This is a genomic window from Streptomyces sp. NL15-2K (assembly GCF_030551255.1).
Classification (GTDB): Bacteria; Actinomycetota; Actinomycetes; order Streptomycetales; family Streptomycetaceae; genus Streptomyces.
The window spans coordinates 885,638-905,668 of record NZ_CP130630.1; the positions used below are offsets into that span (position 1 = coordinate 885,638).

A 20,031-nucleotide genomic window follows, 5' to 3' on the forward strand; every position below is an offset into this window, starting at 1 on the left:
CCTGAGGTGTGGACATGGGCAGTGGTGGCTGGAGCAGGCGCCGGTTCGTCGGCGCCCTCGCGGGAACGGCCGCCACGGCCGCCCTGCCGGCGTGCGGTGACGCGCCGTCGGAGACGGAGCCGCCGGCGTCCGAGCCCGGTACGAGTGCCCCGCGCGCCACGACGAGTGCCCCGCGCGCCACCGGCAAGCCCTCCGGCCCCCGCCCGCTCTACCTCGGCACCTACACGTCGGTCGAGGGCGGCGGCACGGGCATCGGTCTCGCCACGTACGACGCCGAAAGCGGCCGTATCACGGGAGGCGGAACCCTCACCGGCGTCGCCGACCCGTCGTACCTCGCGCTGCGTCCGGACGGCCGCACGCTGTACGCCGTGAACGAGCAGGACGACGGTGCGGTGACCGCCGTCCGGCTGTCCGACCGCAAGATCCTCGGGAGCCGGAGCACCGGAGGCGGGGGGCCCTGCCATCTGTCCGTGCATCCGGGCGGGCGCTGGCTGCTCAGCGCCAACTACACCTCCGGCAGCGTGGCCGTGCACCCCATCGCCGCCTCCGGCGCGCTCGGCGAGCGCGCCGACCTGGTCACGCACTCCAGCCCGCCGCCCGGTCCCGGCCAGGACGGCCCGCACGCCCACCAGTTCATCACCAGCCCCGACGGCGGCCATGTCCTCGCCGTCGACCTGGGCACGGACACCGTGTACACCTACCGTCTGGACGAGAAGACCGGCAGGCTCACCGAGGTCGCTCAGGCGCACACCCGGCCGGGCGCCGGGCCGCGTCATCTCACCTTCCATCCCGGGGGCCGCCACGCCTATCTGGCCAACGAGGTCGACAACACGGTCGCGGTCTGCGGCTACGACCCGGACACCGGCCGCCTGGGCGTCGGTGAGGCCCAGTCCACGGGAACGGGATCGGGCACCAGCTACCCGGCGCAGATCCTGGTGACGTCGAACGGCGCGTACGCCTATCTCGCCAACCGGGGCCACAACAGCATCACGCGCTACGCGGTGGAGGCGGACGGCGCCCGGCTCAGGCTGCTGGACACGGTGCCGGTGGCCGGTGACTTCCCGCGCCAGATCGCCTTCTCGCCGGACGGATCGCTGCTGTTCGCGGCGAACCAGAAGTCCTCCACCGTGAGCGTGTTCCAGGTGAACACGCGCAGCGGTGAACTGCGGCTCGCGGGCGAGCCGTTCGCCTCACCCGTCGCCGTCTGTGCGCTGCCGCTGTAGGGCCCGCGGGCAGGACGCGGCGCCGGCCTGGGTGAGCAGGACGTGCATGCGCTCCGTGAGCTGGGCGACGTCGTCGGCGGGTGTGTGGAACGCCAGGCGTACGTCGCCGTGGGCACGGGCGCGTTCGATGCGCAGCGTCAGTCCGTGCCGGTCGACCGCGAGGGGCTGGACCCGGACCGCGCCGTGCAGGCTGTCGGCGTCGACGAGGCGGGTGAGCCGCTCGACGGCATCGGCGTGGCAGTCGGCGAGGTGGGTCAGCAGCCGTGCCTCCGCCGTGGCCAGCGGGTCGGGCGCGGCGGCGGCGAACTCGTCGAGGTCGACGACGACCGCACCCGACGGCGGGCGCAGCACCACGCGCGTGGCCCGGAACGCCAGGTGGCCGTCCTCGGGGACGAACCATCCGGCCATCCAGAGGCGGGCCCGGATCCGGCTGCGCACGGGGACGGGCGCCGCGTCGGCGAACTCCAGGACGCCGGACGGCTCGCCGCGGGGTGCGCAGATGGCGGCCGCGAGCAGAGTGCTGTCCTCCGGCACGTGCAGGAGCACGCGGCCGTCCTCGGCCACGGTGTGCGCGCCGACGAACTCCTCGCGGCCGCCCTCCGCGGTCACCGCGCAGGACCACGCGGCGGCGAGCACCGACCGGGCCCGCTCCGCCGCGGAAGGCGCAGCCGTCCAGCTTTGGCTGTCACCCATCCCAAAACCTCCTTAGGTAAGCCTTGCCTAACCTACAGAAGATCGGAGGCGAAGCCAACCATGAGGCGACCATGAACCCGTAATGTCAGGAGGAGATGACACCCAGCAGCGCCCGCGCACACAGGTCGCGCACCTGCTCCCGCGAGAGGTCCGAGCCCCGCAGCCACTCCAGGGAGACCGCGGTCATGAAGCCCAGCCACCCGCGGACGGCCAACTTGAGGTCGGCCCGCGCCCGGGAAACCGACCCGAACTCGGGATCGGCGGCCAGCGCCGCGAGGATCTGCCTCTCCTGCGCGGCCAGCGCCCGCTGATAGACCCTGCGTACGGTCTGGTCGCCCGCAGCATCGGCCCGGTGGAAGGCCCGGTAGCCGTGCGCGTGGGCCTGGACGTACCCCAGATACGCGTCGAGGCCGGCGGCGAGCTGCTCGCGCACCGGAACTCCCGGCACCGGCTGACTCATCCTCAGCATCCGCTCGCTCTCACGCTCGACGACCGCCGCGAAGAAGTCCCGCTTGGTCGGGAAGTAGTGGTAGAGCAGTCCGCGCGAGACCCCGGCGATCTCGGCGACCTGCTCGATCCACACGTCGTCGTACGGACTCTCCGAGAACAGCCGAGCCCCCACCGACAGCAGCTGCTCACGGCGCTCCTCGGTGCTGAGCCGGCGGCGAGTGCGCCCGCCCTGGTTCGGGGCCATACCCGCACTTTACTTGACGTCGGTTCAACAGCGGGATGACACTGAGGCCGCTCTATTGAATCCACGTACAACACCGCGCACCACACGCGCACAGCACGCTCAACATGCCGCTGCCGCAAGGGAGATCGCGTCATGACGGAGACGTCGACAGGGACCGGACTGCCGAGGGGATTCCGCGGCGCCGAGCAGGGCTGGCCGGAGCTGCGCCGCATTCCGCGTCCGCCGCGCCGGCTCCCCCTGCTCGGCGACGTGCTCGGCTCCAGTCGCCGCACGCCGTTGCAGGACACCCTCCGGTACGGCCGGCGGCTGGGGCCGATATTCCGGCGCAAGGCCTTCGGCAGGGAGTTCGTGTTCGTGTGGGGCGCCGATCTCGTCGCCGACCTGGCGGACGAGTCGCGCTTCGCCAAACATGTCGGCCTCGGGGTCGCCAATCTGCGGCCGGTCGCCGGGGACGGGCTGTTCACGGCGTACAACCACGAGCCCAACTGGCAGCTGGCGCACGACGTGCTGGCCCCGGGCTTCAGCCGGGAGGCGATGGAGGGCTACCACCCGATGATGCTGGCGGTGGCCGGGCGGCTCACCGACCACTGGGACCGCGAGCTGGCGGCGGGCCGGGCGGTGGACGTGCCCGGTGACATGACCAAGCTGACGCTGGAGACGATCGCGCGGACCGGGTTCGGCCACGACTTCGGTTCCTTCGAGCGCACCCGGCCGCACCCGTTCGTGACCGCGATGGTGGGCACGCTCACCTATGCGCAGCGGCTGAACGCGTTGCCCTTCCCGCGGCTGCTGCGCGCTGCCGCCCGCCGCAACGCGGTCGACATCGCCTACCTCAACCGCACCGTCGACGACCTGGTCCGCGCCCGGCGTACGGCGGGCGGGGACGGGGACCTGCTGGACCGGATGCTGGACACGGCCCATCCGGAGACCGGTGAGCGGCTGTCGGAGCGGAACGTCCGTCGGCAGGTCATCACCTTCCTGGTGGCGGGCCACGAGACCACCTCGGGCGCGCTGTCCTTCGCGCTGCACTACCTCGCCCGGCATCCCGACGTCGCCGCCCGCGCCCGCGCGGAGGTGGACCGTGTCTGGGGTGGATGGGGTGGAGCGGCGGTGCCGGGGTACGACCAGGTGGCCAGGCTTCGGTACGTCCGCCGGGTGCTGGACGAGTCGCTGCGACTGTGGCCCACCGCGCCCGCCTTCGCCCGGGAGGCCCGGCAGGACACGGTGCTGGCCGGGACGCACCCGATGCGCCGGGGCGCGTGGACGCTGGTGCTCACGCCGATGCTGCACCGCGACCCCGCGGTCTGGGGTGCCGACGCCGAACGGTTCGACCCGGACCGATTCGAGGCGCGGGCCGTACGGTCCCGTCCCCCGCACACCTTCAAGCCGTTCGGAACCGGGGCGCGGGCCTGCATCGGCCGCCAGTTCGCGCTGCACGAGGCCACGCTGGTGCTCGGCCTGCTGCTGCGCCGCTACGAGCTGCGGCCCGACCCCGCCTACCGGCTGCGGGTGACCGAGCGGCTGACGCTGATGCCGGAGGGTCTGCGGCTGCGTCTGGAGCGACGGACGGTCACCGGCACGGTCCCGCCCGCTCGGGACCCCGACGAGGCCGCGTCAGAGCTGCGCTGTCCAGTGCGCGGGGCGGGTGACTGACCCCGGCAGGCGGGTGCCCGCGCTGCCCCTGGCCGCGTTCAGCTGGGGCTGGGTGAGGAAGAACGCGCCGGTCAGGTCCGCGTCGGTGAGGTCGGTGTCGCGCAGATCGGCGCCGATCAGGTCCGCGCCGCGCAGATCGGCGCCGGTGAGGTCGGCGGCTATCAGGTAGGCGCCGCGGAGGTTGGCGCCCCGCAGGTCGGCGCCCTTGAGGCGGGCGCCGATCAGGTCCGCGCCCCGGCGGTTCTTCTTCTTGCCGCGGATGCCGGCCCGGGACAGCTCGCTGGTCTTCAGCAGGAGGACGTTGACCTCCTGCCGGTGGGCGGGCACGTCCAACGCGCCGAGTTCCTCGGGGGTTCCGCGGGTGAGCGCTTCGGTCCGCTCCAGAGCCCGGCGCAGGTCGGCGTGGAGGGGGCGGGCCGCCGGCAGGGTGAGCGCCTCGGTGAGGTACCAGAGCAGTTCGTGGAGCTGACGCACGACCGGGAAGACGTCGACCATGCGCCGGGCGTCCTCGCGCGAGCCCGTGCGCCAGTCCCGGCCGCCGAAGGTGACCTGCGAGACCTTCTGCCCGGCGCCGAAGCAGTCGTAGACCGTGCAGCCGGTGAAACCCTTCTGCCGCAGTCTCGCGTGGATGCCGCACCGGTGGTCGCCCTGGAGGTTGGGGCAGGGCTTTCCGGCCTGTTTGTCGATGGCGAAGTCCGCGGAGGCGGCGAAGGGCAGGGCGACGCAGCACAGTCCGAAGCACTGCTCGCAGTCGCCGCGCAGGTCGGGACGGTCCACTGTCTGATCTGGCATGGAGTTCAGGATACGGAACGAAACCTCACCGCTGAGTTTCCGGCCTTGTGGGGGTCCCCTCATCCAACGGAAAACAAGCTCGGCTACTACAGAGGTACGAGCCGACAAAGGCAGGAGCCCCACCCGGACCGAGGAGAGACGTCATGTGCAACCACCAGCCCGCGTGCCCGACCGCCGACAGCCCCGACCACCACGCCGCCGTGATCGTGTCGGCCCATCCCGAACAGGGCTGGAGCCTGCTGTGCAACGGCACCATCGTCTTCGACGACACCGGTGAGCTCCTGCCGGACGGGCGGGTCGTGAGCCCGCACCGCACGCCGGGCACACTGGCGGTGGCCGCCTGACTCAGCCGATGTCGTCGGGCAGGTCGAGGCCGGCCAGGCGCTCGGGGTCGGCCAGGATGTGCATCGCGACGATTCGGCCGTCGGCGACGGTGACGCCCATGACCGATTGCAGTCGCCCGTCGGCGACATGGACGAATCCGAGCGCGTCGTTGACGAGTGCCACCCGCGCCGACGGGGCGAACCGCCGGAACAGCATGGCCTGTTCGGCGACGCCCTTCGCGCCGCGCACCACCTTCGACGCGGCCGCACCGCCGACCAGAACCCCGGAGTCGACCCGCAGCACGACGTCGGGGTGGAGAACGGCGACCAGGGCCTCGAAGTCCCCCGCGTGACTGGCGGCCAGAAACGCGTCGACGACCTCGCGCTGCCTGCCGAGGTCCGGGTCGGCCGAGGGAGTGGCCCCCTGCACCCGGCGCCGGGCGCGGCTGGCCAGTTGGCGGGTCGCCGCCGAACTGCGGTCCACGATCGGCGCGATGTCGTCGAACGGCACGGCGAACATGTCGTGCAGGACGAACGCGAGCCGCTCGGCGGGCTCCAGCGTCTCCAGGACGATCATGAGGGCGAGGCCCATCGAGTCGGCCTGGAGGACCTCCTGTTCCGGGTCGGTCCGCGTCAGGGGCCGGATCACGGGATCCGGGACGAAGGTGTCGTCCAGGGGATCCTCGCGGCGGGCGGTGCGCGAGCGCAGCATGTCGAGGCAGACCCGGCCGACCACGGTGGTCAGCCATCCGCCGAGATTCCTGATGTCCCCCGCGTCGGTGCGGCTCAGCTTCAGCCAGGTCTCCTGGACGGCGTCCTCCGCCTCGGCCAGTGAGCCCAGCATGCGGTATGCCACCGCCCGCAGCTGCCCTCTGTGCTCCTCGAAGCGCTCCGCCAGCAGCTCGCTGTCATTCATCGTCGGCTCCCCCTCCGTCGTCATCTGCCGAACAGTTCGAACGCCACCGCGGGCCGGCCCCCGAACCGCTCCCCGGTCTGGGCGGCGTGGCCCGTCAGGAATTCCCGCACGTACGTCTCCGGGTCGGCATCGGTCAACGCCTTGATGTACGTGCGGTGTTCGAGCAGCGAGCGCACTGCCCTGTCCAGTCCGGGTGTGGCGTCCACGGCGTGGGTGGGCGTGCTGGAGCCGGCGACGGCCACCCAGCGGACGCCGTTCCAGGGCTGAAGGCCCTGCTCGACGAGTTCCGGGAAGATCCAGCGGTTGCCCGCGTCGCCGGCCGCGTCCAGGGTGGCGCGGCCGACGGCGACGTGGTCGGGGGTGTTCCAGGCGACGCCGCCCCAGGTGTCCCGGTGGTTGAGGGTGATCACCAGTTCGGGCCGGTGCCGGCGGATCGCGGCGGCGATGTCCCGGCGCAGGGCGGTGCCGTACTCGATGACACCGTCCTTGTGGTCGAGGAACTCCACCACCGACACGCCCACGACGGCCGCGCTCGCCCGCTGCTCGCGCTCCCGCAGCGGGCCGCACTTCGCGGGTTCCATCGTGTCGATGCCCGCCTCGCCACGGCTCGCGAGGACGTAGGCGACCTCGCGCCCGGCGTCGGTCCAGGCGGCGATCGCGGCGGAGCAGCCGTACTCGAGGTCGTCCGGGTGCGCCACGACCGCGAGGGCGCGCTGCCAGTCGTCGGGCAGGGGCTGGAGCTGAGTGATCGTCGGCTCGGTCATGTTCCGCAGGCTAGTGCCCCGGCAGGCAACGTTCGCCCGTTGAGGAGCGCCCGCCGCGCAGCGGCCAAAGACCGCAGCCGGTGCGTGCTCTCGGCGTGCCGGCCGGAAGGCCCCGTCGATGGACCGGACGTACTTGGGCTTTCGGCCGGTGCGGCGAGTGGGGGCACCTCCCACGCCTTTAGGGCAGTGGGGGAGCGTGCCGGGCGCCGCGACGGGGCGAACGTTGCCTGTCGGGGCACTAGTCCGCGCCTACGACATCCCGGGGCCGGATCACACCTCGTCGCGCGTCAGCGCCAGCAGCCGGTCCAGGACGCGGGGGCCGCCGGACCGTACGCCGTCGTGTTCGAACTCGTCGGTGACCCAGGTGCGCAGGCCGCGGATCGCGCGGGCCGTGGCGAGGGAGTGGGCGGTGTCGACGTACATGTCGTCGTGGTAGACAGCCGCCGCGACCGGCACTTCGTTGGCGGCCAGGCGGGTGGGGTCGTACAGGGGCTGCCAGTCGGTGCGGGCGGCGAGGAGGTCGGCGGTCTCGCGCAGCGGGCGCAGGGCCGGGTCGCAGTCGAACATCCATGGGTGGACCGATTCGCCGGTGAACAGCAGCGGGCCGTCGCCCGTGAGGGTCTTGGCGGCGTCGAACTGCGGGAACTCGGTGCGGACGCGTTCGGCCGACCAGGCGGTGGGGCGCTCGTCCTGGCCGTAGATCGCCTCGTGGACGAGGGCGTACAGGGGGTGGCTCGCGTACGACAGGAGTCCCTGGACCTCTTCCTGGAACGCGTCGGCGAGGGCCGGGCCCTGCGGGGTGCGGACGAAGGCGTGTTCCAGCAGGTAGTGCAGGCGGTGGCTGCCCTCGCTGCCGCCGAGGAGGATGCCGAGGGACTGGAAGGCCTCGGCGGTGAGCCGGTAGCCGTTCGGCAGGACCGGCTCGTGCCGCAGCAGGTACTCGGCGATCTGCCGGGCGCGGTCGACGTCCTGCGGGTAGCGCGCGTAGTGCGCGGTGACCTTGCGTTCGATGCGGGGGTAGGCGGCCCGGTAGACGTCGTCGGCGTGGGCGTCGAGCGCGGGCAGGCCGCCGGTGATCAGGGCGGCGGCGAGGCCTTCGGGGGCGGTGGAGAGATAGGCCACCGTGCAGAAGCCGCCGAAGCTCTGGCCGAGGACGCTCCAGGGGGCGCCGCCGGTGACGGACGGGCGGATCGCCTCGCAGTCGCGGACGATCGCGTCGGCACGGAAGTGGCCGAGGTAGGCGGCCTGTTCGGCGGGGCCGCCGCGCAGCGGGAGCGTCTGCCGGTTGGCGGGGGTGGAGTGGCCGGTGCCGCGCTGGTCCAGGAGCAGGACGCGGAACTCCTTCAGGGCGCGGCCGAGCCAGGCCTGCTTGCCGACGAAGCGGTTCGCCCCGAAGCCGGGGCCGCCCTGGAGGTAGAGCAGCCACGGCAGGTCCTGGTGCGCCTTGTCGCTCGCGACGACCTCGCGGGCGTAGAGCTCGATCGTCTCCCCCGCCGGGTCGTCGTGGTCGAGGGGCACGGTGAAGTGGCGGTCGGTGAGGACGACGCCGGGCTGGCGGTAGCTGACGGTCAACGGGGCTCCCGGTGCGGACGGACTGCTGGCCGCGTCCCAGTTCAGCACATGTCCGGCGGGCCGCCACGTCCGGGGATCATGAACGGCCGCTGAACGGCGGCACAGCACAGGCGCCGGCAGCTGCTGAACGCCGGCTCAGTATGCCGGTGTCGTACGGCGGCTCAGCGCGCCGACAGGCTGGAGCGTCGTACCACCAGTTCGGGCTGGAGCACGACCCGCCGGTGCTCGTGCTTACGCGGTGAGTTCTCCGTCTCCGTCTCCTCCAGCAGGAGCTCCGCGGCCAGGGCGCCCATGGTGACGGCGGGCTGCCGTACCGAGGTGAGCGGGACGGCCGCGGCGGCCGCGAACTCGATGTCGTCGTAGCCGACGATCGCGAGGTCGTCGGGGACGCCGACGCCGGCCGCGAACATGGCCTGCAGGACGCCCAGGGCGAGCAGGTCGTTGGCGCAGAACACGGCGGTCGGCCGGTCGGCGAGGCCGAGGAGTCGGGCACCGGCGTCCCGGCCGGCGGCCACGTCGAGCCGCTCGGTGGGCAGCTCTCGCAGGCACTGCGGGCCCAGTCCCGCCTCGGCCAGGGCGTTGAGAGCGCCCGTACGGCGGTCGCGGACCTGGTTGAGGCCGGGCGGGCCGCTGACGTACGCGATGGAGCGGTGCCCGGCATCGACGAGGTGGCGTACGGCCAGCGCGCCGCCCGCCACGTCGTCGACGGACACCGAGCACTCGGTGGTGCCCTCGGCGACCCGGTCGACGAGGACGAAGGGGATGCCGTGCCGCCGGAAGGACTCGATGTTGCGGCCGGTGGCGTCGGCGGGGGTGAGCAGCACGCCGCGGACCCGCTGCTCGGCGAAGAGCGACAGGTACTCGGCCTCCTCGCTCGGGTTCTGGGCGCTGTTGCAGACCATCACGCCGAGCTGCGCCTCGCGCGCGGCCCGTTCGGCACCGCGCGCGACGTCGACGAAGAAGGGGTTGCCCATGTCGAGGACGAGCAGGCCCATGATCCGGCTGCGGCCCGCGCGCAGCTGGCGCGCGGACTCGCTGCGGACGTAGCCCAGCCGGTCTATCGCGGACAGCACCCGTGCCCGGGTCTCGGTCGCGACCGTGTCCGGACGGTTGATGACGTTCGACACCGTGCCGACGGAGACTCCGGCGGCACGGGCGACGTCCTTGATACCCACCGACTGGGACATCAGGCAGGTACCTCCACGGGAGCGATGGGTTGCCGGAAGGCCTTCACATTACCGTCCTTCTTCACGCATCAGGCCCGGTCACGCGGGCAACGCGAAGTCGACGACGTGAAGCGCCGAGGGGGTCGTGCCGCTCGACTTCTCCTGGTACATGACCGACAGGACGTTGTCGGCCTTGACCCGCATCTCGTCGATCACGACCTCGCCGAAGGCATTGAGGCCGCTGCCGTCGAACAGGATCCTCCAGTCGGTGTGTCCGGAGGCCGCGGAGGCGCCGGCGATCCGGCCGAACGGGAAGATCGCGTAGGCGTTGTCGTACTTGTCCAGGACCAGCTTGGTGCGCTGGCTGGAGTTCAGCGGGACCGGGATCTCGGTCTTCTGCCAGGTGCCGGAGGCGTTCTTGCGGACGTGGAAGGCACGGCCGTTGGTGGTGCGGTCGGTCACGTAATTCGTCGTGCACTGGCCGAAGCGGCCGGGGACGTAGGAGATGATCGCGTGCGGGCGGCCGGCGGAGTCGGTGGCCTGGCTCTCCTGGTTCATCAGGGAGTGGTCGGGGTTGAGCGGGTCCACCACGAGGCCGCCGTCGGTGACGGACACCTTGTCGGAGCCGCCGGTGGTGCCGACGACCGCGCCCGCGTTGTTGCGCCAGGTCCGGCCCCGGTCGTCCGAGTAGACGTAGCCGGTGTCGTGGTTGGTGATGCCGCCGCCGTTGCACATCACGGCGCCGTTCTGCTCGCGCCAGGTGAAGAAGGAGTGCAGCCGGCCGCCGGCGTCGTAGTCGATGCCGTGCAGGTACATGTTGCGGGCCGTGCTGGAGCCGTGCTCGCTGGTGTAGGTGCCGGTGGAGCTGGACCACTCGCCGAGGTTGGTCCACTTGGTGCCGTCGTACTCGGCGAGGGCGTTGCGGCCGTTGCCGGAGATCGCGACACGGTAGCTGAGCTGGAGCCGGCCCTCGGGAGTGGAGACGAACTGGGGGTAGGTGAACTGCGAGGTGAGCGCGAGTCCGTCGAGGGTGGACTGCGGTGCGCCGAAGCGGCTCGTGGTCCAGCTCAGCCCGGCCGGGTTGTCCATGAGGCCGGCCACCGACTTGACGTAGGTGAAGCCGTCGCTGTGCGAGTCCATGTTGAGGTGGAGGCGGCCGTCCACCTTGGAGACGCCCATCGAGATGACGTTGTGGGAGTCGTTGTAGCGGAGCGTGTGGCCGACCTTGACGGTGGACCAGGTGCTCGAACCGAGCACCCGGCGGCCCACGACGGCGTTGCGGTCGGCGGTGTACCAGACGGCGTACTGGTAGCCCTTGTAGGTCAGCAGGCCGTTCTTCTGGAAGGAGTTGTTGTTGACCAGTCCGTCGTAGGACACGAAGAAGATGGCCTGGCTGTCGAGCGTGGTGGTGCCCCGCCGGGTGACCGAGGGTCCGGGGTCGGCGGCGCGGGCGGTGCCGGCGGTGAGGGCAGGGGTCATCACGGCTCCAGCGAGGGCGGCGCCCAGCAGCGTACGTCTCTTCATCTCGGGGACTCCGTTGTCGGCGAGGGGGAAAGCGGGGAGCAGGGCAGGAGGGGTGTCAGGCGAGGTGGAACACCTCGGTGAGCGGTTTCATCGCCTCGTCGGGGCGTTCGCCGTCGAGGGATTCGAAGAAGGGGCCCATCTCGGCCTGCCAGCGGGCGTTGACCTCGGTGGCCTCCATACCGGCCTTGGCGGCCTCGAAGTCCTCGGTCTCCAGGTAGCCGACGAGCAGGCCGTCGTCGCGCAGGAAGAGGGAGTAGTTGTGCCAGCCGGTGGCCGAGAGCGCCTGAAGCATCTCCGGCCACACGGCGGCATGGCGTTCGCGGTACTCGGCGATCTTGTCCTGACGGACCTTGAGCAGGAAACAGACGCGCTGCATGAAGTACCGCTCTCCTGTCGTGAGTTGGTGATCAGAAGTTGAACTGGTCGATGTTCTTCTTGTCGAAGACGGTCGGCTTGCCGAGGCTGATCACGCCGTCCTTGCCGATGGTGTACTCGCCCATGGCGCCGGCCTTGAAGGTCTCGCCCTCCTTGCCGGTGATCTGACCCGAGACCAGGGCGACGGCCGTACGGGCGGCCAGCTCGCCGAGCTTGGACGGGTCCCACAGCTCGAAGGCGTCGACGGTGCCGTTCTTGACGTACTTGCGCATGTCGTTCGGGGTGCCGAGGCCGGTCAGCTTGACCTTGCCCTTGTACTTGGAGCCCGACAGGTACTGGGCGGCCGCCTTGATGCCGACGGTGGTCGGGGAGATGATCCCCTTCAGGTTCGGGTACTCCTGGAGCAGGCCCTGGGTCTGCTGGAAGGACTTCTGGGCGTCGTCGTCACCGTAGGCGACCTTGACGAGCTTGATGTCCTTGTACTTGGGGTCCTTGAGCTCCTCCTTCATGAAGTTGATCCAGACGTTCTGGTTGGTCGCGGTCTGCGCGGCGGACAGGATCGCGATCTCGCCCTTGTAGCCGATCTGTTCGGCGAGCAGCTGCACCTCGGTGCGGCCGAGGTCCTCTGCGGACGCCTGCGAGACGAAGGCGTTGCGGCAGTCGGGGTTGGTGTCGGAGTCGTAGGTGACGACCTTGATGTCGTTCTTCATGGCCTGCTTGAGCGCGGTGCACAGGGCGCCGGGGTCCTGCGCGGAGACGGCCATGGCGTTGACCTGCTGCTGGGTGAGGGTGTTGACGTAGGACACCTGACCCGCGGTGTCGGTGGCGCTGGAGGGGCCGACCTCCTTGTAGCTGGAGCCGAGCTCCTTCACGGCCGCCTCGCCGCCCTTGTCGGCGGTGGTGAAGTACGGGTTGTTGACCTGCTTGGGCAGGAAGCCGATGGTCAGGCCCTTCTTGGTGGCCGCGTTCGGGTCGGCCTTGCCGCCCGAGGCGGCGCCGCCGGAGCTCTCGCTCTTGACGTCCTCCTTGGTGGTGCCGCCGCAGGCGGTGGCGGCCAGGGCGAGGGAGGTGACTGCGGCGAGGGCCGCACAGGTACGGCGGAGGGATGACTTGCGCATGGCGGTTCCTTTTGGCGGAGGTGAGTGGATGCCCCTAGGGGCGCGGGGCTGTATCGATATGCGGCTCCGCCGCGTGGGCGCGACCAGCCACAGACGACCCGCAGGTTTCAAACGGCCTTTCCAGCGGAGCGTGCCGCCCTCGCGACGGAGATCTGCCGTGCGACCCGGGGGGCGAGCACGGAGAGGACGAGCAGAACGCCGGTGACGACAATCTGCGACTGGGCGGAGACGTCCTGGAGGCTCATCACGTTCTGCAGCGCGCCGAGCAGGAAGACTCCCGCGATCGCGCCGCCGAGCGTGCCCTTGCCTCCGTCGAAGTCGATGCCGCCCAGCAACACGGCTGCCACGACGGAGAGTTCGAGGCCGGTGGCGTTGTCGTAGCGGGCGCTGGCGTAGTGGAGCGCCCAGAAGATGCCGGTGAGGGAGGCCATCAGGCCGGTCACCGTGAACAGGATGAGCTTCTGCCGCTTGACCCGGATGCCGGCGAACCGCGCGGCCTCCTCATTGGCGCCGATCGCGAACAGCGACCGTCCGAACGGGGTGGCGTGCAGGGCGACCAGGGCGATCGCGAGCAGGACCAGGAAGGGCAGGAAGGCCTGCGGGATGAACGTGTCGCCGATGCGCCCGGCGGCGAAGTCCAGGTACTGGGTGGGGAAGTCGGTCACCGCGTCCGAGCCGAGCACGATCTGCGCGATGCCCCGGTAGGCGGCGAGTGTGCCGATGGTGACGGCGAGGGACGGCAGCCCGAGCCGGGTCACCAGCAGGCCGTTGATCAGTCCGCAGACCACGCCAAGGAGCAGGCAGATCGGGATGATCGCCTCGATCGTCATGCCCTCGTTCCACAGGGCGCCCATCACCGCGCCGGACAGGCCGGCCGTGGAGGCGACCGACAGGTCGATCTCGCCGGCGACCACCAGCAGCGTCATCGGCAGGGCGATCAGCGCGATCGGCAGGGTGTTGCCGAGCAGGAACGACAGGTTGAGGGCGTTGCCGAAGCCGTCGACGGTGGAGAAGGACAGCAGCAACAGGACGATCAGGAGGACGCCGACGGCCCCATCCCACCTCAAAGAGGCGGACCAGCGGATCGCACGGCTGAGGGACTCAGGCATGGCGGGCGTTCCTCTTCTTCAGTGCGGAGGCCACGCGCAGCGCGACGATCCGGTCGACCGCGATGGCGAGGATGAGCAGGGTGCCGTTGATGGCCATCACCCACACGGAACTGACGCCGAGGGCAGGCAGCACGCTGTTGATGGAGGTCAGCAGCAGCGCGCCGAGCGCGGCGCCGTAGACGCTGCCGGAGCCACCGGTGAAGACCACGCCGCCGACCACGACCGCGCTGACGACGGTGAGTTCGTAGCCGTTGCCGGTGCCGGAGTCGACGTTGCCGAACCGGGCCAGGTACATCGCCCCGGCGAGGCCCGCGAGGGCGCCGCAGAAGGTGTACGCGGTGAGGGTCCGCTTGCGGACCGCGATGCCGGCGAGCCGGGCGGCCTCCGGGTTGGAGCCGAGCGCGTACAGCTCGCGTCCGCTGCCGAAGTGCTTCAGGTAGTACGCGGTCGCCACCAGCACGGCGAGGGCGATCATCGCCAGCCACGGCACCGCGGAGATGCCCCCGGAGCCGAAGTCCACGAAACCGCCGGGCAGGTCGGCCGCGGTGATCTGGCGGGAGCCCACCCAGATGGAGTCGATGCCGCGGATGATGTACATCGTGCCGAGGGTGACGACGAGCGCGGGCACCTGGCCCAAGCTGACCAGCAGGCCGTTGAGCAGGCCGAAGCCGACACCCATCAGGACCGCCAGGAGTACGGCCACGACGGAGTCGCCGCCGCCCTGGAGGTACGTACCGGCGGCGAAGGCGCTGATGCCGAGGGTGGAGCCGACCGAGAGGTCGACGTTGCGGGTGATGACGACCAGCGCCTGGCCGGTGGCGACCAGCACCAGGATGGTCGCGTTCAGCAGCAGGTCCTTGATGCCCTGCTCGGACAGGAACTCGCTGTTGCCTGCCTGGGTGATGGCGATCATCACCAGGAAGACGACCAGGATGGCGAGTTCGCGCATCTTGAAGACGCGGTCGACGAGCCGGGTGCCGCTGGACTTGGGCACGTCGGCGACGGGGGTCTCGTTCGGGGTGAGGACCGTCATGCGGCGGCCCTCCCGGTGGCTGCGGCCATCACGGACTCCTCGGTGGCTTCGGCGCGCGGGATCTCGGCGGTGAGGCGGCCCTCGTGCATCACGAGCACGCGGTCGGCCATGCCGAGGATCTCGGGCAGGTCGGAGGAGATCATCAGTACGGCCACGCCGTCGGCGGCCAGCCGGCTGAGCAGCCGGTGCACCTCGGCCTTGGTGCCGACGTCGATGCCGCGGGTCGGCTCGTCGACGATCAGTACCTTGGGGCCGGTGGCGAGCCACTTGGCCAGGACGACCTTCTGCTGGTTGCCGCCGGACAGCGTGTTCACGGTGTCGGCGATCCGGGCGTACTTGACCTGGAGCTTGACGGCCCAGTCGAGGGAGCGGCTGCGTTCGGCGCCGCGGTCCACGAGCCCGGCCTTCACCGTCGTCCGAAGACCGGTGAGCCCGATGTTGCGCTCGATGGACATGTCCATCACCAGGCCCTGCGCGCGCCGGTCCTCAGGGACGAGGGCGAGCCCGGCGGCCATCGCGGTGGACGGGGCCCCGTTGGTGAGCTTGCGCCCCTGGACCTCGACCTCGCCCGCGTCCCAGCTGTCGATGCCGAAGACGGCCCGGGCGACCTCCGTACGGCCTGCGCCGACGAGCCCGGCGAGACCTACGATCTCCCCGTGCCGTACGTCGAAGGACACGTCGGTGAAGACGCCTTCCCGGGTCAGCCGGCGCACGCTCAGCGCGACCTCTCCGGGCTTGACCTCCTGCTTCGGATACAGGTCGTCGAGATCGCGGCCGACCATGCGGCGTACGAGGTCGTCCTCGGTCATGTCGTCGAGCGGCTCGCTGGCGATCCAGGCGCCGTCGCGCAAGGTGGTCACCCGTTGGCAGATCTGGAAGATCTCCTCGAGGCGGTGCGAGATGAAGAGGACGGCGGCGCCCTGCTCACGCAGGGTGCGCACGACGCCGAAGAGCCGGGCCACCTCACTGCCGGTGAGGGCGGCCGTCGGCTCGTCCATGATCAGTACGCGGGCGTCGAAGGAGAGGGCCTTGGCGATCTCGACGATCTGCTGGTCGGCGATCGACAGGCCGCGGGCGGGGCGGTCGGGGTCGAGTTCGACGCCGAGACTCTGCATCAGGGCCAGGGTCGCGGCGTGCGTGGCCTTGTGGTCGATCCGGCCGAGGGCACGCCGCGGCTGACGGCCCATGAAGATGTTCTCGGCGATCGACAGGTCGGGAAAGAGCGTGGGCTCTTGGTAGATCACGGCGATACCGGCGTCGCGGGCGTCGCCCGGGCCGTGGAAGAGGACGGGCTCACCTTCGAGCAGCACCTGGCCGGCATCCGGTCGGTGCACCCCGGCGAGCGTCTTGATGAGGGTCGACTTGCCCGCGCCGTTCTCACCGGCGAGGGCATGGACCTCGCCGGGGAACAGCTCCAGGGACACGTCCCGCAGGGCGCGCACCGCTCCGAAGGACTTCGATACGTCCTTGAGCGACAACACCGGGGCCGGACCCGCTTCGGACGGGTGGGTCATGAGGGGCTCCTCGACGACGCCGGCGGGACTCCGTCACAGCGTCGTGAAAGGTTTCAACTCGGTTGCCGGGACGTTAGGCGCGCCAGCCATGTCACGTCAATGGGTCCGGGTCGAAAAAGTTTCGATAGGTATTCGATAGGCAAAGGTCACGGTCAGAGCACGGGAGACCGGCTGTGCCGGACCCCTTGACACCCCTACGGACGAGCCATAGCTTCGCGTTTTGAATCGATTCATACGAAGGAGCCCTCAAGTGACCGAGCTCGCTGCGGTGAAGGCCGCTCTCAAGACCCAGGCAGTCGAGACGCCGTCGTGGGCGTACGGGAACTCGGGCACCCGCTTCAAGGTGTTCGCGCAGGCGGGTGTCCCCCGGAACCCGTGGGAGAAGCTGGCGGACGCGGCCAAGGTGCACGAGTTCACCGGCGTGGCCCCGACGGTCGCGCTGCACATCCCGTGGGACAAGGTCGAGGACTACGCGGCGCTGGCGAAGTACGCCGAGGAACACGGCGTGAAGCTGGGCGCGATCAATTCGAACACGTTCCAGGACGACGACTACAAGCTGGGCAGCATCTGTCACGCGGACGCGGCGGTGCGGCGCAAGGCGCTGGACCACCTGCTGGAGTGCGTCGACATCATGGACGCCACCGGGTCGCGGGATCTGAAGCTGTGGTTCGCCGACGGCACGAACTATCCCGGGCAGGACGACATCCGGGAGCGACAGGACCGGCTCGCGGAGGGTCTGGCCGAGGTGTACGAGCGGCTGGGCGACGGGCAGCGGATGCTGCTGGAGTACAAGTTCTTCGAGCCGGCGTTCTACACGACCGATGTGCCGGACTGGGGCACCGCGTACGCCCACTGCCTCAAGCTCGGTGAGAAGGCGCAGGTCGTGGTGGACACGGGGCATCACGCGCCCGGTACCAACATCGAGTTCATCGTGGCGACGCTGCTGCGGGAGGGGAAGCTCGGTGGGTTCGACTTCAACTCGCGGTTCTATGCGGACGACGACCTGATGGTCGGGGCGGCGGATCCGTTCCAGCTGTTCCGGATCATGTACGAGGTCATCCGCGGCGGTGGTTTCGCCCCTGAGGTCGCGTTCATGCTGGATCAGTGCCACAACATCGAGGCGAAGATTCCGGCGATCATCCGGTCGGTGATGAATGTGCAGGAGGCCACGGCCAAGGCTCTGCTGGTTGACCGGGAGGCGTTGGTTGCGGCACAGCGGTCCGGTGATGTGCTGGAGGCCAATGCCGTGCTGATGGACGCGTACAACACGGATGTGCGGCCGCTGCTCGCCGAGGTGCGGGAAGAGATGGAGCTGGATGCGGACCCAATTGCGGCGTATCGGCGGTCCGGGTGGGCCGAGAAGATCGTGGCTGAGCGGGTTGGTGGACAGCAGGCCGGTTGGGGGGCGTGAGCGTCTGCCGAGATCTGTCGTACGCGGACTGCGGGCCCGTCTGTGGCTGGTCGCGCAGTTCCCCGCGCCCTTGAGTTCACTCACCCTCTCTCATGTAAGGACTGAAGGTTCATGGCACCCCATCCCGAGGCCGCTGCTCTGCTCGCCCGTTCCCATCGGCTCGGCGCCGACCCCCGCAACACCAACTACGCCGGCGGCAACGCGTCCGCCAAGGGCACCGACACCGATCCCGTCACCGGTGGTGACGTCGAGTTGATGTGGGTGAAGGGGTCCGGGGGTGACCTCGGGACGTTGACCGAGGCCGGGCTGGCCGTGTTGCGGCTGGATCGGCTGCGGGCGATGAAGGGGGTGTACCCCGGGGTCGAGCGGGAGGACGAGATGGTCGCCGCCTTCGACTACTGCCTGCACGGCAAGGGCGGGGCTGCTCCCTCCATCGACACCGCCATGCACGGGCTGGTGGAAGCCGCGCACGTCGATCATCTGCACCCGGACTCCGGGATCGCGCTGGCCTGCGCGGCCGACGGGGAGAAGCTGACCGCCGAGTGTTTCGGCGACACCGTCGTGTGGGTGCCGTGGCGGCGGCCCGGTTTTCAGCTGGGGCTGGACATCGCGGCCGTGAAGGAGGCCAACCCGCAGGCGATCGGGTGCGTCCTCGGCGGGCACGGGATCACGGCCTGGGGTGACACGTCCGAGGAGTGCGAGCGCAACTCGCTGCACATCATCCGGACGGCGGAGGCGTTCCTCGCCGAGCGGGGCAAGGCGGAGCCCTTCGGGCCGGTCATCGAGGGATTCGCGGCGCTCGGTGCCGCCGAGCGCCGGGAGCGGGCCGCCGCTCTCGCGCCGGTGATCCGGTCGCTGGCCTCGCAGGACCGCCCGCAGGTCGGTCACTTCACCGACTCCGAGGTCGTCCTCGACTTCCTCGCCAGTGCCGAGCACCCGCGCCTCGCGGCCCTCGGCACCTCCTGCCCCGACCACTTCCTCCGTACGAAGGTCAGGCCGCTGGTCCTCGACCTGCCGCCGACGGCCGACCTGGACGAGGCGATCGCGCGCCTGAAGGAGCTGCACGCCGAGTACCGGGAGGAGTACGCCGCCTACTACCAGCGGCACGCCGAGCCCGACTCCCCCGCGATGCGCGGCGCCGACCCGGCGATCGTGCTCGTGCCGGGCGTGGGCATGTTCTCCTTCGGCAAGGACAAGCAGACCGCCCGTGTCGCCGGCGAGTTCTATGTCAACGCGATCAACGTGATGCGCGGGGCCGAGGCGGTCTCGACGTACGCGCCGATCGAGGAGTCGGAGAAGTTCCGCATCGAGTACTGGGCGCTGGAGGAGGCCAAGCTCCAGCGGATGCCGAAGCCCAAGCCGCTGGCGACGCGCATCGCGCTCGTCACGGGCGCGGGCAGCGGGATCGGCAGGGCCATCGCGCAGCGGCTGGTCGCCGAGGGCGCGTGTGTCGTGATCGCGGACCTCAACGCCGACAACGCCCAGGCCGTCGCCGAGGAGCTCGGCGGGCCCGACAAGGCCGTCGCCGTGACCGTCGACGTGACGTCCGAGGAGCAGATCGCCGAGGCCTTCAAGGCGGCGGCGCTGGCCTTCGGCGGCGTGGACCTGGTGGTCAACAACGCCGGGATCTCCATCTCCAAGCCGCTGCTGGAGACCTCCGCGAAGGACTGGGACCTGCAGCACGACATCATGGCGCGCGGCTCCTTCCTCGTCTCGCGCGAGGCGGCCCGGGTGATGATCGCGCAGGGGCTGGGCGGCGACATCGTCTACATCGCCTCTAAGAACGCCGTCTTCGCCGGGCCCAACAACATCGCCTACTCGGCGACCAAGGCCGACCAGGCCCATCAGGTGCGGCTGCTGGCCGCCGAGCTGGGTGAGCACGGCATCCGCGTCAACGGTGTCAACCCGGACGGCGTCGTGCGCGGCTCCGGGATCTTCGCGGGCGGCTGGGGCGCCAAGCGGGCGGCCGTGTACGGCGTGCCCGAGGAGAAGCTGGGCGAGTTCTACGCCCAGCGGACCATCCTCAAGCGCGAGGTGCTGCCCGACCACGTGGCCAACGCGGTGTTCGCGCTGACCGGCGGAGAGCTGTCGCACACCACCGGGCTGCACGTCCCGGTCGACGCCGGCGTCGCGGCCGCCTTCCTGCGGTGA

General features: G+C 70.6%; 18 protein-coding genes. 5 read left to right on the forward strand and 13 right to left on the reverse strand.

The window, feature by feature from the left end:
• Window positions 1-14: 14 nt before the first annotated feature.
• A complete protein-coding gene (locus Q4V64_RS03625; protein WP_124437135.1) occupies window positions 15-1,223 on the forward strand; it encodes a lactonase family protein in 1,209 nt (402 codons plus the stop codon).
• On the opposite strand, the gene Q4V64_RS03630 is transcribed toward Q4V64_RS03625, so the two are convergent.
• Both Q4V64_RS03630 and Q4V64_RS03635 read right to left on the reverse strand, forming a co-directional pair.
• Window positions 1,191-1,916 (reverse strand): DUF2470 domain-containing protein, encoded by a 726-nt coding sequence (locus Q4V64_RS03630; RefSeq protein WP_124437136.1) that lies wholly within the window; start codon window positions 1,914-1,916, stop codon window positions 1,191-1,193. The two genes, Q4V64_RS03625 and Q4V64_RS03630, sit on opposite strands and share 33 nt — an antisense overlap.
• 85 nt (window positions 1,917-2,001) lie before the next feature.
• On the reverse strand, window positions 2,002-2,610 hold the full coding sequence (locus tag Q4V64_RS03635) for a TetR/AcrR family transcriptional regulator (RefSeq protein WP_124437137.1): 609 nt from the start codon (window positions 2,608-2,610) through the stop codon (window positions 2,002-2,004).
• A gap of 132 nt (window positions 2,611-2,742) precedes the next feature.
• Here Q4V64_RS03635 and Q4V64_RS03640 point away from each other — a divergent pair, with 132 nt between their 5' ends.
• On the forward strand, window positions 2,743-4,263 hold the full coding sequence (locus Q4V64_RS03640) for a cytochrome P450 (RefSeq protein ID WP_124437138.1): 1,521 nt from the start codon (window positions 2,743-2,745) through the stop codon (window positions 4,261-4,263).
• On the opposite strand, the gene Q4V64_RS03645 is transcribed toward Q4V64_RS03640, so the two are convergent.
• The gene (locus Q4V64_RS03645) at window positions 4,225-5,055 is read right to left on the reverse strand and encodes a pentapeptide repeat-containing protein (RefSeq protein WP_124437139.1); all 831 of its coding nucleotides are present in this window, start codon (window positions 5,053-5,055) and stop codon (window positions 4,225-4,227) included. The two genes, Q4V64_RS03640 and Q4V64_RS03645, sit on opposite strands and share 39 nt — an antisense overlap.
• A 143-nt stretch (window positions 5,056-5,198) precedes the next feature.
• On the opposite strand from Q4V64_RS03645, the gene Q4V64_RS03650 reads away from it, so the two are divergent.
• The gene (locus Q4V64_RS03650; RefSeq protein ID WP_124437140.1) at window positions 5,199-5,399 is read left to right on the forward strand and encodes a DUF5999 family protein; all 201 of its coding nucleotides are present in this window, start codon (window positions 5,199-5,201) and stop codon (window positions 5,397-5,399) included.
• 1 nt (window position 5,400) lies between these two features.
• Here Q4V64_RS03650 and sigJ read toward each other — a convergent pair whose 3' ends face one another.
• From sigJ to Q4V64_RS03700, 10 genes are all read right to left on the reverse strand, one after another.
• On the reverse strand, window positions 5,401-6,294 hold the full coding sequence (gene sigJ, locus Q4V64_RS03655; RefSeq protein WP_124437141.1) for an RNA polymerase sigma factor SigJ: 894 nt from the start codon (window positions 6,292-6,294) through the stop codon (window positions 5,401-5,403).
• 20 nt (window positions 6,295-6,314) lie between these two features.
• On the reverse strand, window positions 6,315-7,058 hold the full coding sequence (locus tag Q4V64_RS03660; protein WP_124437142.1) for a PIG-L deacetylase family protein: 744 nt from the start codon (window positions 7,056-7,058) through the stop codon (window positions 6,315-6,317).
• 270 nt (window positions 7,059-7,328) lie between these two features.
• A complete protein-coding gene (locus tag Q4V64_RS03665; RefSeq protein WP_124437143.1) occupies window positions 7,329-8,630 on the reverse strand; it encodes an alpha/beta fold hydrolase in 1,302 nt (433 codons plus the stop codon).
• Between the two features lie 161 nt (window positions 8,631-8,791).
• Entirely contained in the window at window positions 8,792-9,817 is a 1,026-nt protein-coding gene (locus tag Q4V64_RS03670) for a LacI family DNA-binding transcriptional regulator (protein WP_124437144.1), read from the reverse strand.
• A 78-nt stretch (window positions 9,818-9,895) separates the two neighbouring features.
• Window positions 9,896-11,320 (reverse strand): BNR repeat-containing protein, encoded by a 1,425-nt coding sequence (locus Q4V64_RS03675; RefSeq protein ID WP_124437145.1) that lies wholly within the window; start codon window positions 11,318-11,320, stop codon window positions 9,896-9,898.
• Between the two features lie 55 nt (window positions 11,321-11,375).
• Window positions 11,376-11,696 carry an L-rhamnose mutarotase gene (locus tag Q4V64_RS03680; protein ID WP_124437146.1) on the reverse strand — a complete coding sequence of 107 codons (321 nt, stop codon included), beginning with the start codon at window positions 11,694-11,696 and terminating at the stop codon, window positions 11,376-11,378.
• A gap of 31 nt (window positions 11,697-11,727) precedes the next feature.
• Complete coding sequence (gene rhaS, locus Q4V64_RS03685; protein ID WP_124437147.1) at window positions 11,728-12,813, reverse strand: rhamnose ABC transporter substrate-binding protein; 1,086 nt, start codon at window positions 12,811-12,813, stop codon at window positions 11,728-11,730.
• Window positions 12,814-12,920: 107 nt separating this feature from the next.
• On the reverse strand, window positions 12,921-13,922 hold the full coding sequence (locus Q4V64_RS03690) for an ABC transporter permease (protein ID WP_124437148.1): 1,002 nt from the start codon (window positions 13,920-13,922) through the stop codon (window positions 12,921-12,923).
• Window positions 13,915-14,955 carry an ABC transporter permease gene (locus tag Q4V64_RS03695; protein WP_124437149.1) on the reverse strand — a complete coding sequence of 347 codons (1,041 nt, stop codon included), beginning with the start codon at window positions 14,953-14,955 and terminating at the stop codon, window positions 13,915-13,917. The genes Q4V64_RS03690 and Q4V64_RS03695 overlap by 8 nt, the downstream gene beginning before the upstream one ends.
• The gene (locus Q4V64_RS03700) at window positions 14,952-16,469 is read right to left on the reverse strand and encodes a sugar ABC transporter ATP-binding protein (RefSeq protein WP_124437150.1); all 1,518 of its coding nucleotides are present in this window, start codon (window positions 16,467-16,469) and stop codon (window positions 14,952-14,954) included. Before Q4V64_RS03700 ends, Q4V64_RS03695 begins: the two co-directional genes overlap by 4 nt.
• A 250-nt stretch (window positions 16,470-16,719) precedes the next feature.
• Between Q4V64_RS03700 and rhaI the strand changes: the two genes are divergently transcribed.
• On the forward strand, window positions 16,720-17,880 hold the full coding sequence (rhaI, locus tag Q4V64_RS03705) for an L-rhamnose isomerase (protein WP_124437151.1): 1,161 nt from the start codon (window positions 16,720-16,722) through the stop codon (window positions 17,878-17,880).
• Window positions 17,881-17,991: 111 nt separating this feature from the next.
• A complete protein-coding gene (locus Q4V64_RS03710; RefSeq protein ID WP_124437152.1) occupies window positions 17,992-20,031 on the forward strand; it encodes a bifunctional aldolase/short-chain dehydrogenase in 2,040 nt (679 codons plus the stop codon).

Bases quoted from the DNA above. Each gene is read 5' to 3' on its own strand.
- Q4V64_RS03625 (WP_124437135.1), top strand. From the start codon at position 15: ATGGGCAGTGGTGGCTGGAGCAGGCGCCGGTTCGTCGGCGCCCTCGCG.
- Q4V64_RS03630 (WP_124437136.1), bottom strand. From the start codon at position 1,916: ATGGGTGACAGCCAAAGCTGGACGGCTGCGCCTTCCGCGGCGGAGCGG.
- Q4V64_RS03635 (WP_124437137.1), bottom strand. From the start codon at position 2,610: ATGGCCCCGAACCAGGGCGGGCGCACTCGCCGCCGGCTCAGCACCGAG.
- Q4V64_RS03640 (WP_124437138.1), top strand. From the start codon at position 2,743: ATGACGGAGACGTCGACAGGGACCGGACTGCCGAGGGGATTCCGCGGC.
- Q4V64_RS03645 (WP_124437139.1), bottom strand. From the start codon at position 5,055: ATGCCAGATCAGACAGTGGACCGTCCCGACCTGCGCGGCGACTGCGAG.
- Q4V64_RS03650 (WP_124437140.1), top strand. From the start codon at position 5,199: ATGTGCAACCACCAGCCCGCGTGCCCGACCGCCGACAGCCCCGACCAC.
- sigJ (WP_124437141.1), bottom strand. From the start codon at position 6,294: ATGAATGACAGCGAGCTGCTGGCGGAGCGCTTCGAGGAGCACAGAGGG.
- Q4V64_RS03660 (WP_124437142.1), bottom strand. From the start codon at position 7,058: ATGACCGAGCCGACGATCACTCAGCTCCAGCCCCTGCCCGACGACTGG.
- Q4V64_RS03670 (WP_124437144.1), bottom strand. From the start codon at position 9,817: ATGTCCCAGTCGGTGGGTATCAAGGACGTCGCCCGTGCCGCCGGAGTC.
- Q4V64_RS03675 (WP_124437145.1), bottom strand. From the start codon at position 11,320: ATGAAGAGACGTACGCTGCTGGGCGCCGCCCTCGCTGGAGCCGTGATG.
- Q4V64_RS03680 (WP_124437146.1), bottom strand. From the start codon at position 11,696: ATGCAGCGCGTCTGTTTCCTGCTCAAGGTCCGTCAGGACAAGATCGCC.
- rhaS (WP_124437147.1), bottom strand. From the start codon at position 12,813: ATGCGCAAGTCATCCCTCCGCCGTACCTGTGCGGCCCTCGCCGCAGTC.
- Q4V64_RS03690 (WP_124437148.1), bottom strand. From the start codon at position 13,922: ATGCCTGAGTCCCTCAGCCGTGCGATCCGCTGGTCCGCCTCTTTGAGG.
- Q4V64_RS03695 (WP_124437149.1), bottom strand. From the start codon at position 14,955: ATGACGGTCCTCACCCCGAACGAGACCCCCGTCGCCGACGTGCCCAAG.
- Q4V64_RS03700 (WP_124437150.1), bottom strand. From the start codon at position 16,469: ATGACCCACCCGTCCGAAGCGGGTCCGGCCCCGGTGTTGTCGCTCAAG.
- Q4V64_RS03710 (WP_124437152.1), top strand. From the start codon at position 17,992: ATGGCACCCCATCCCGAGGCCGCTGCTCTGCTCGCCCGTTCCCATCGG.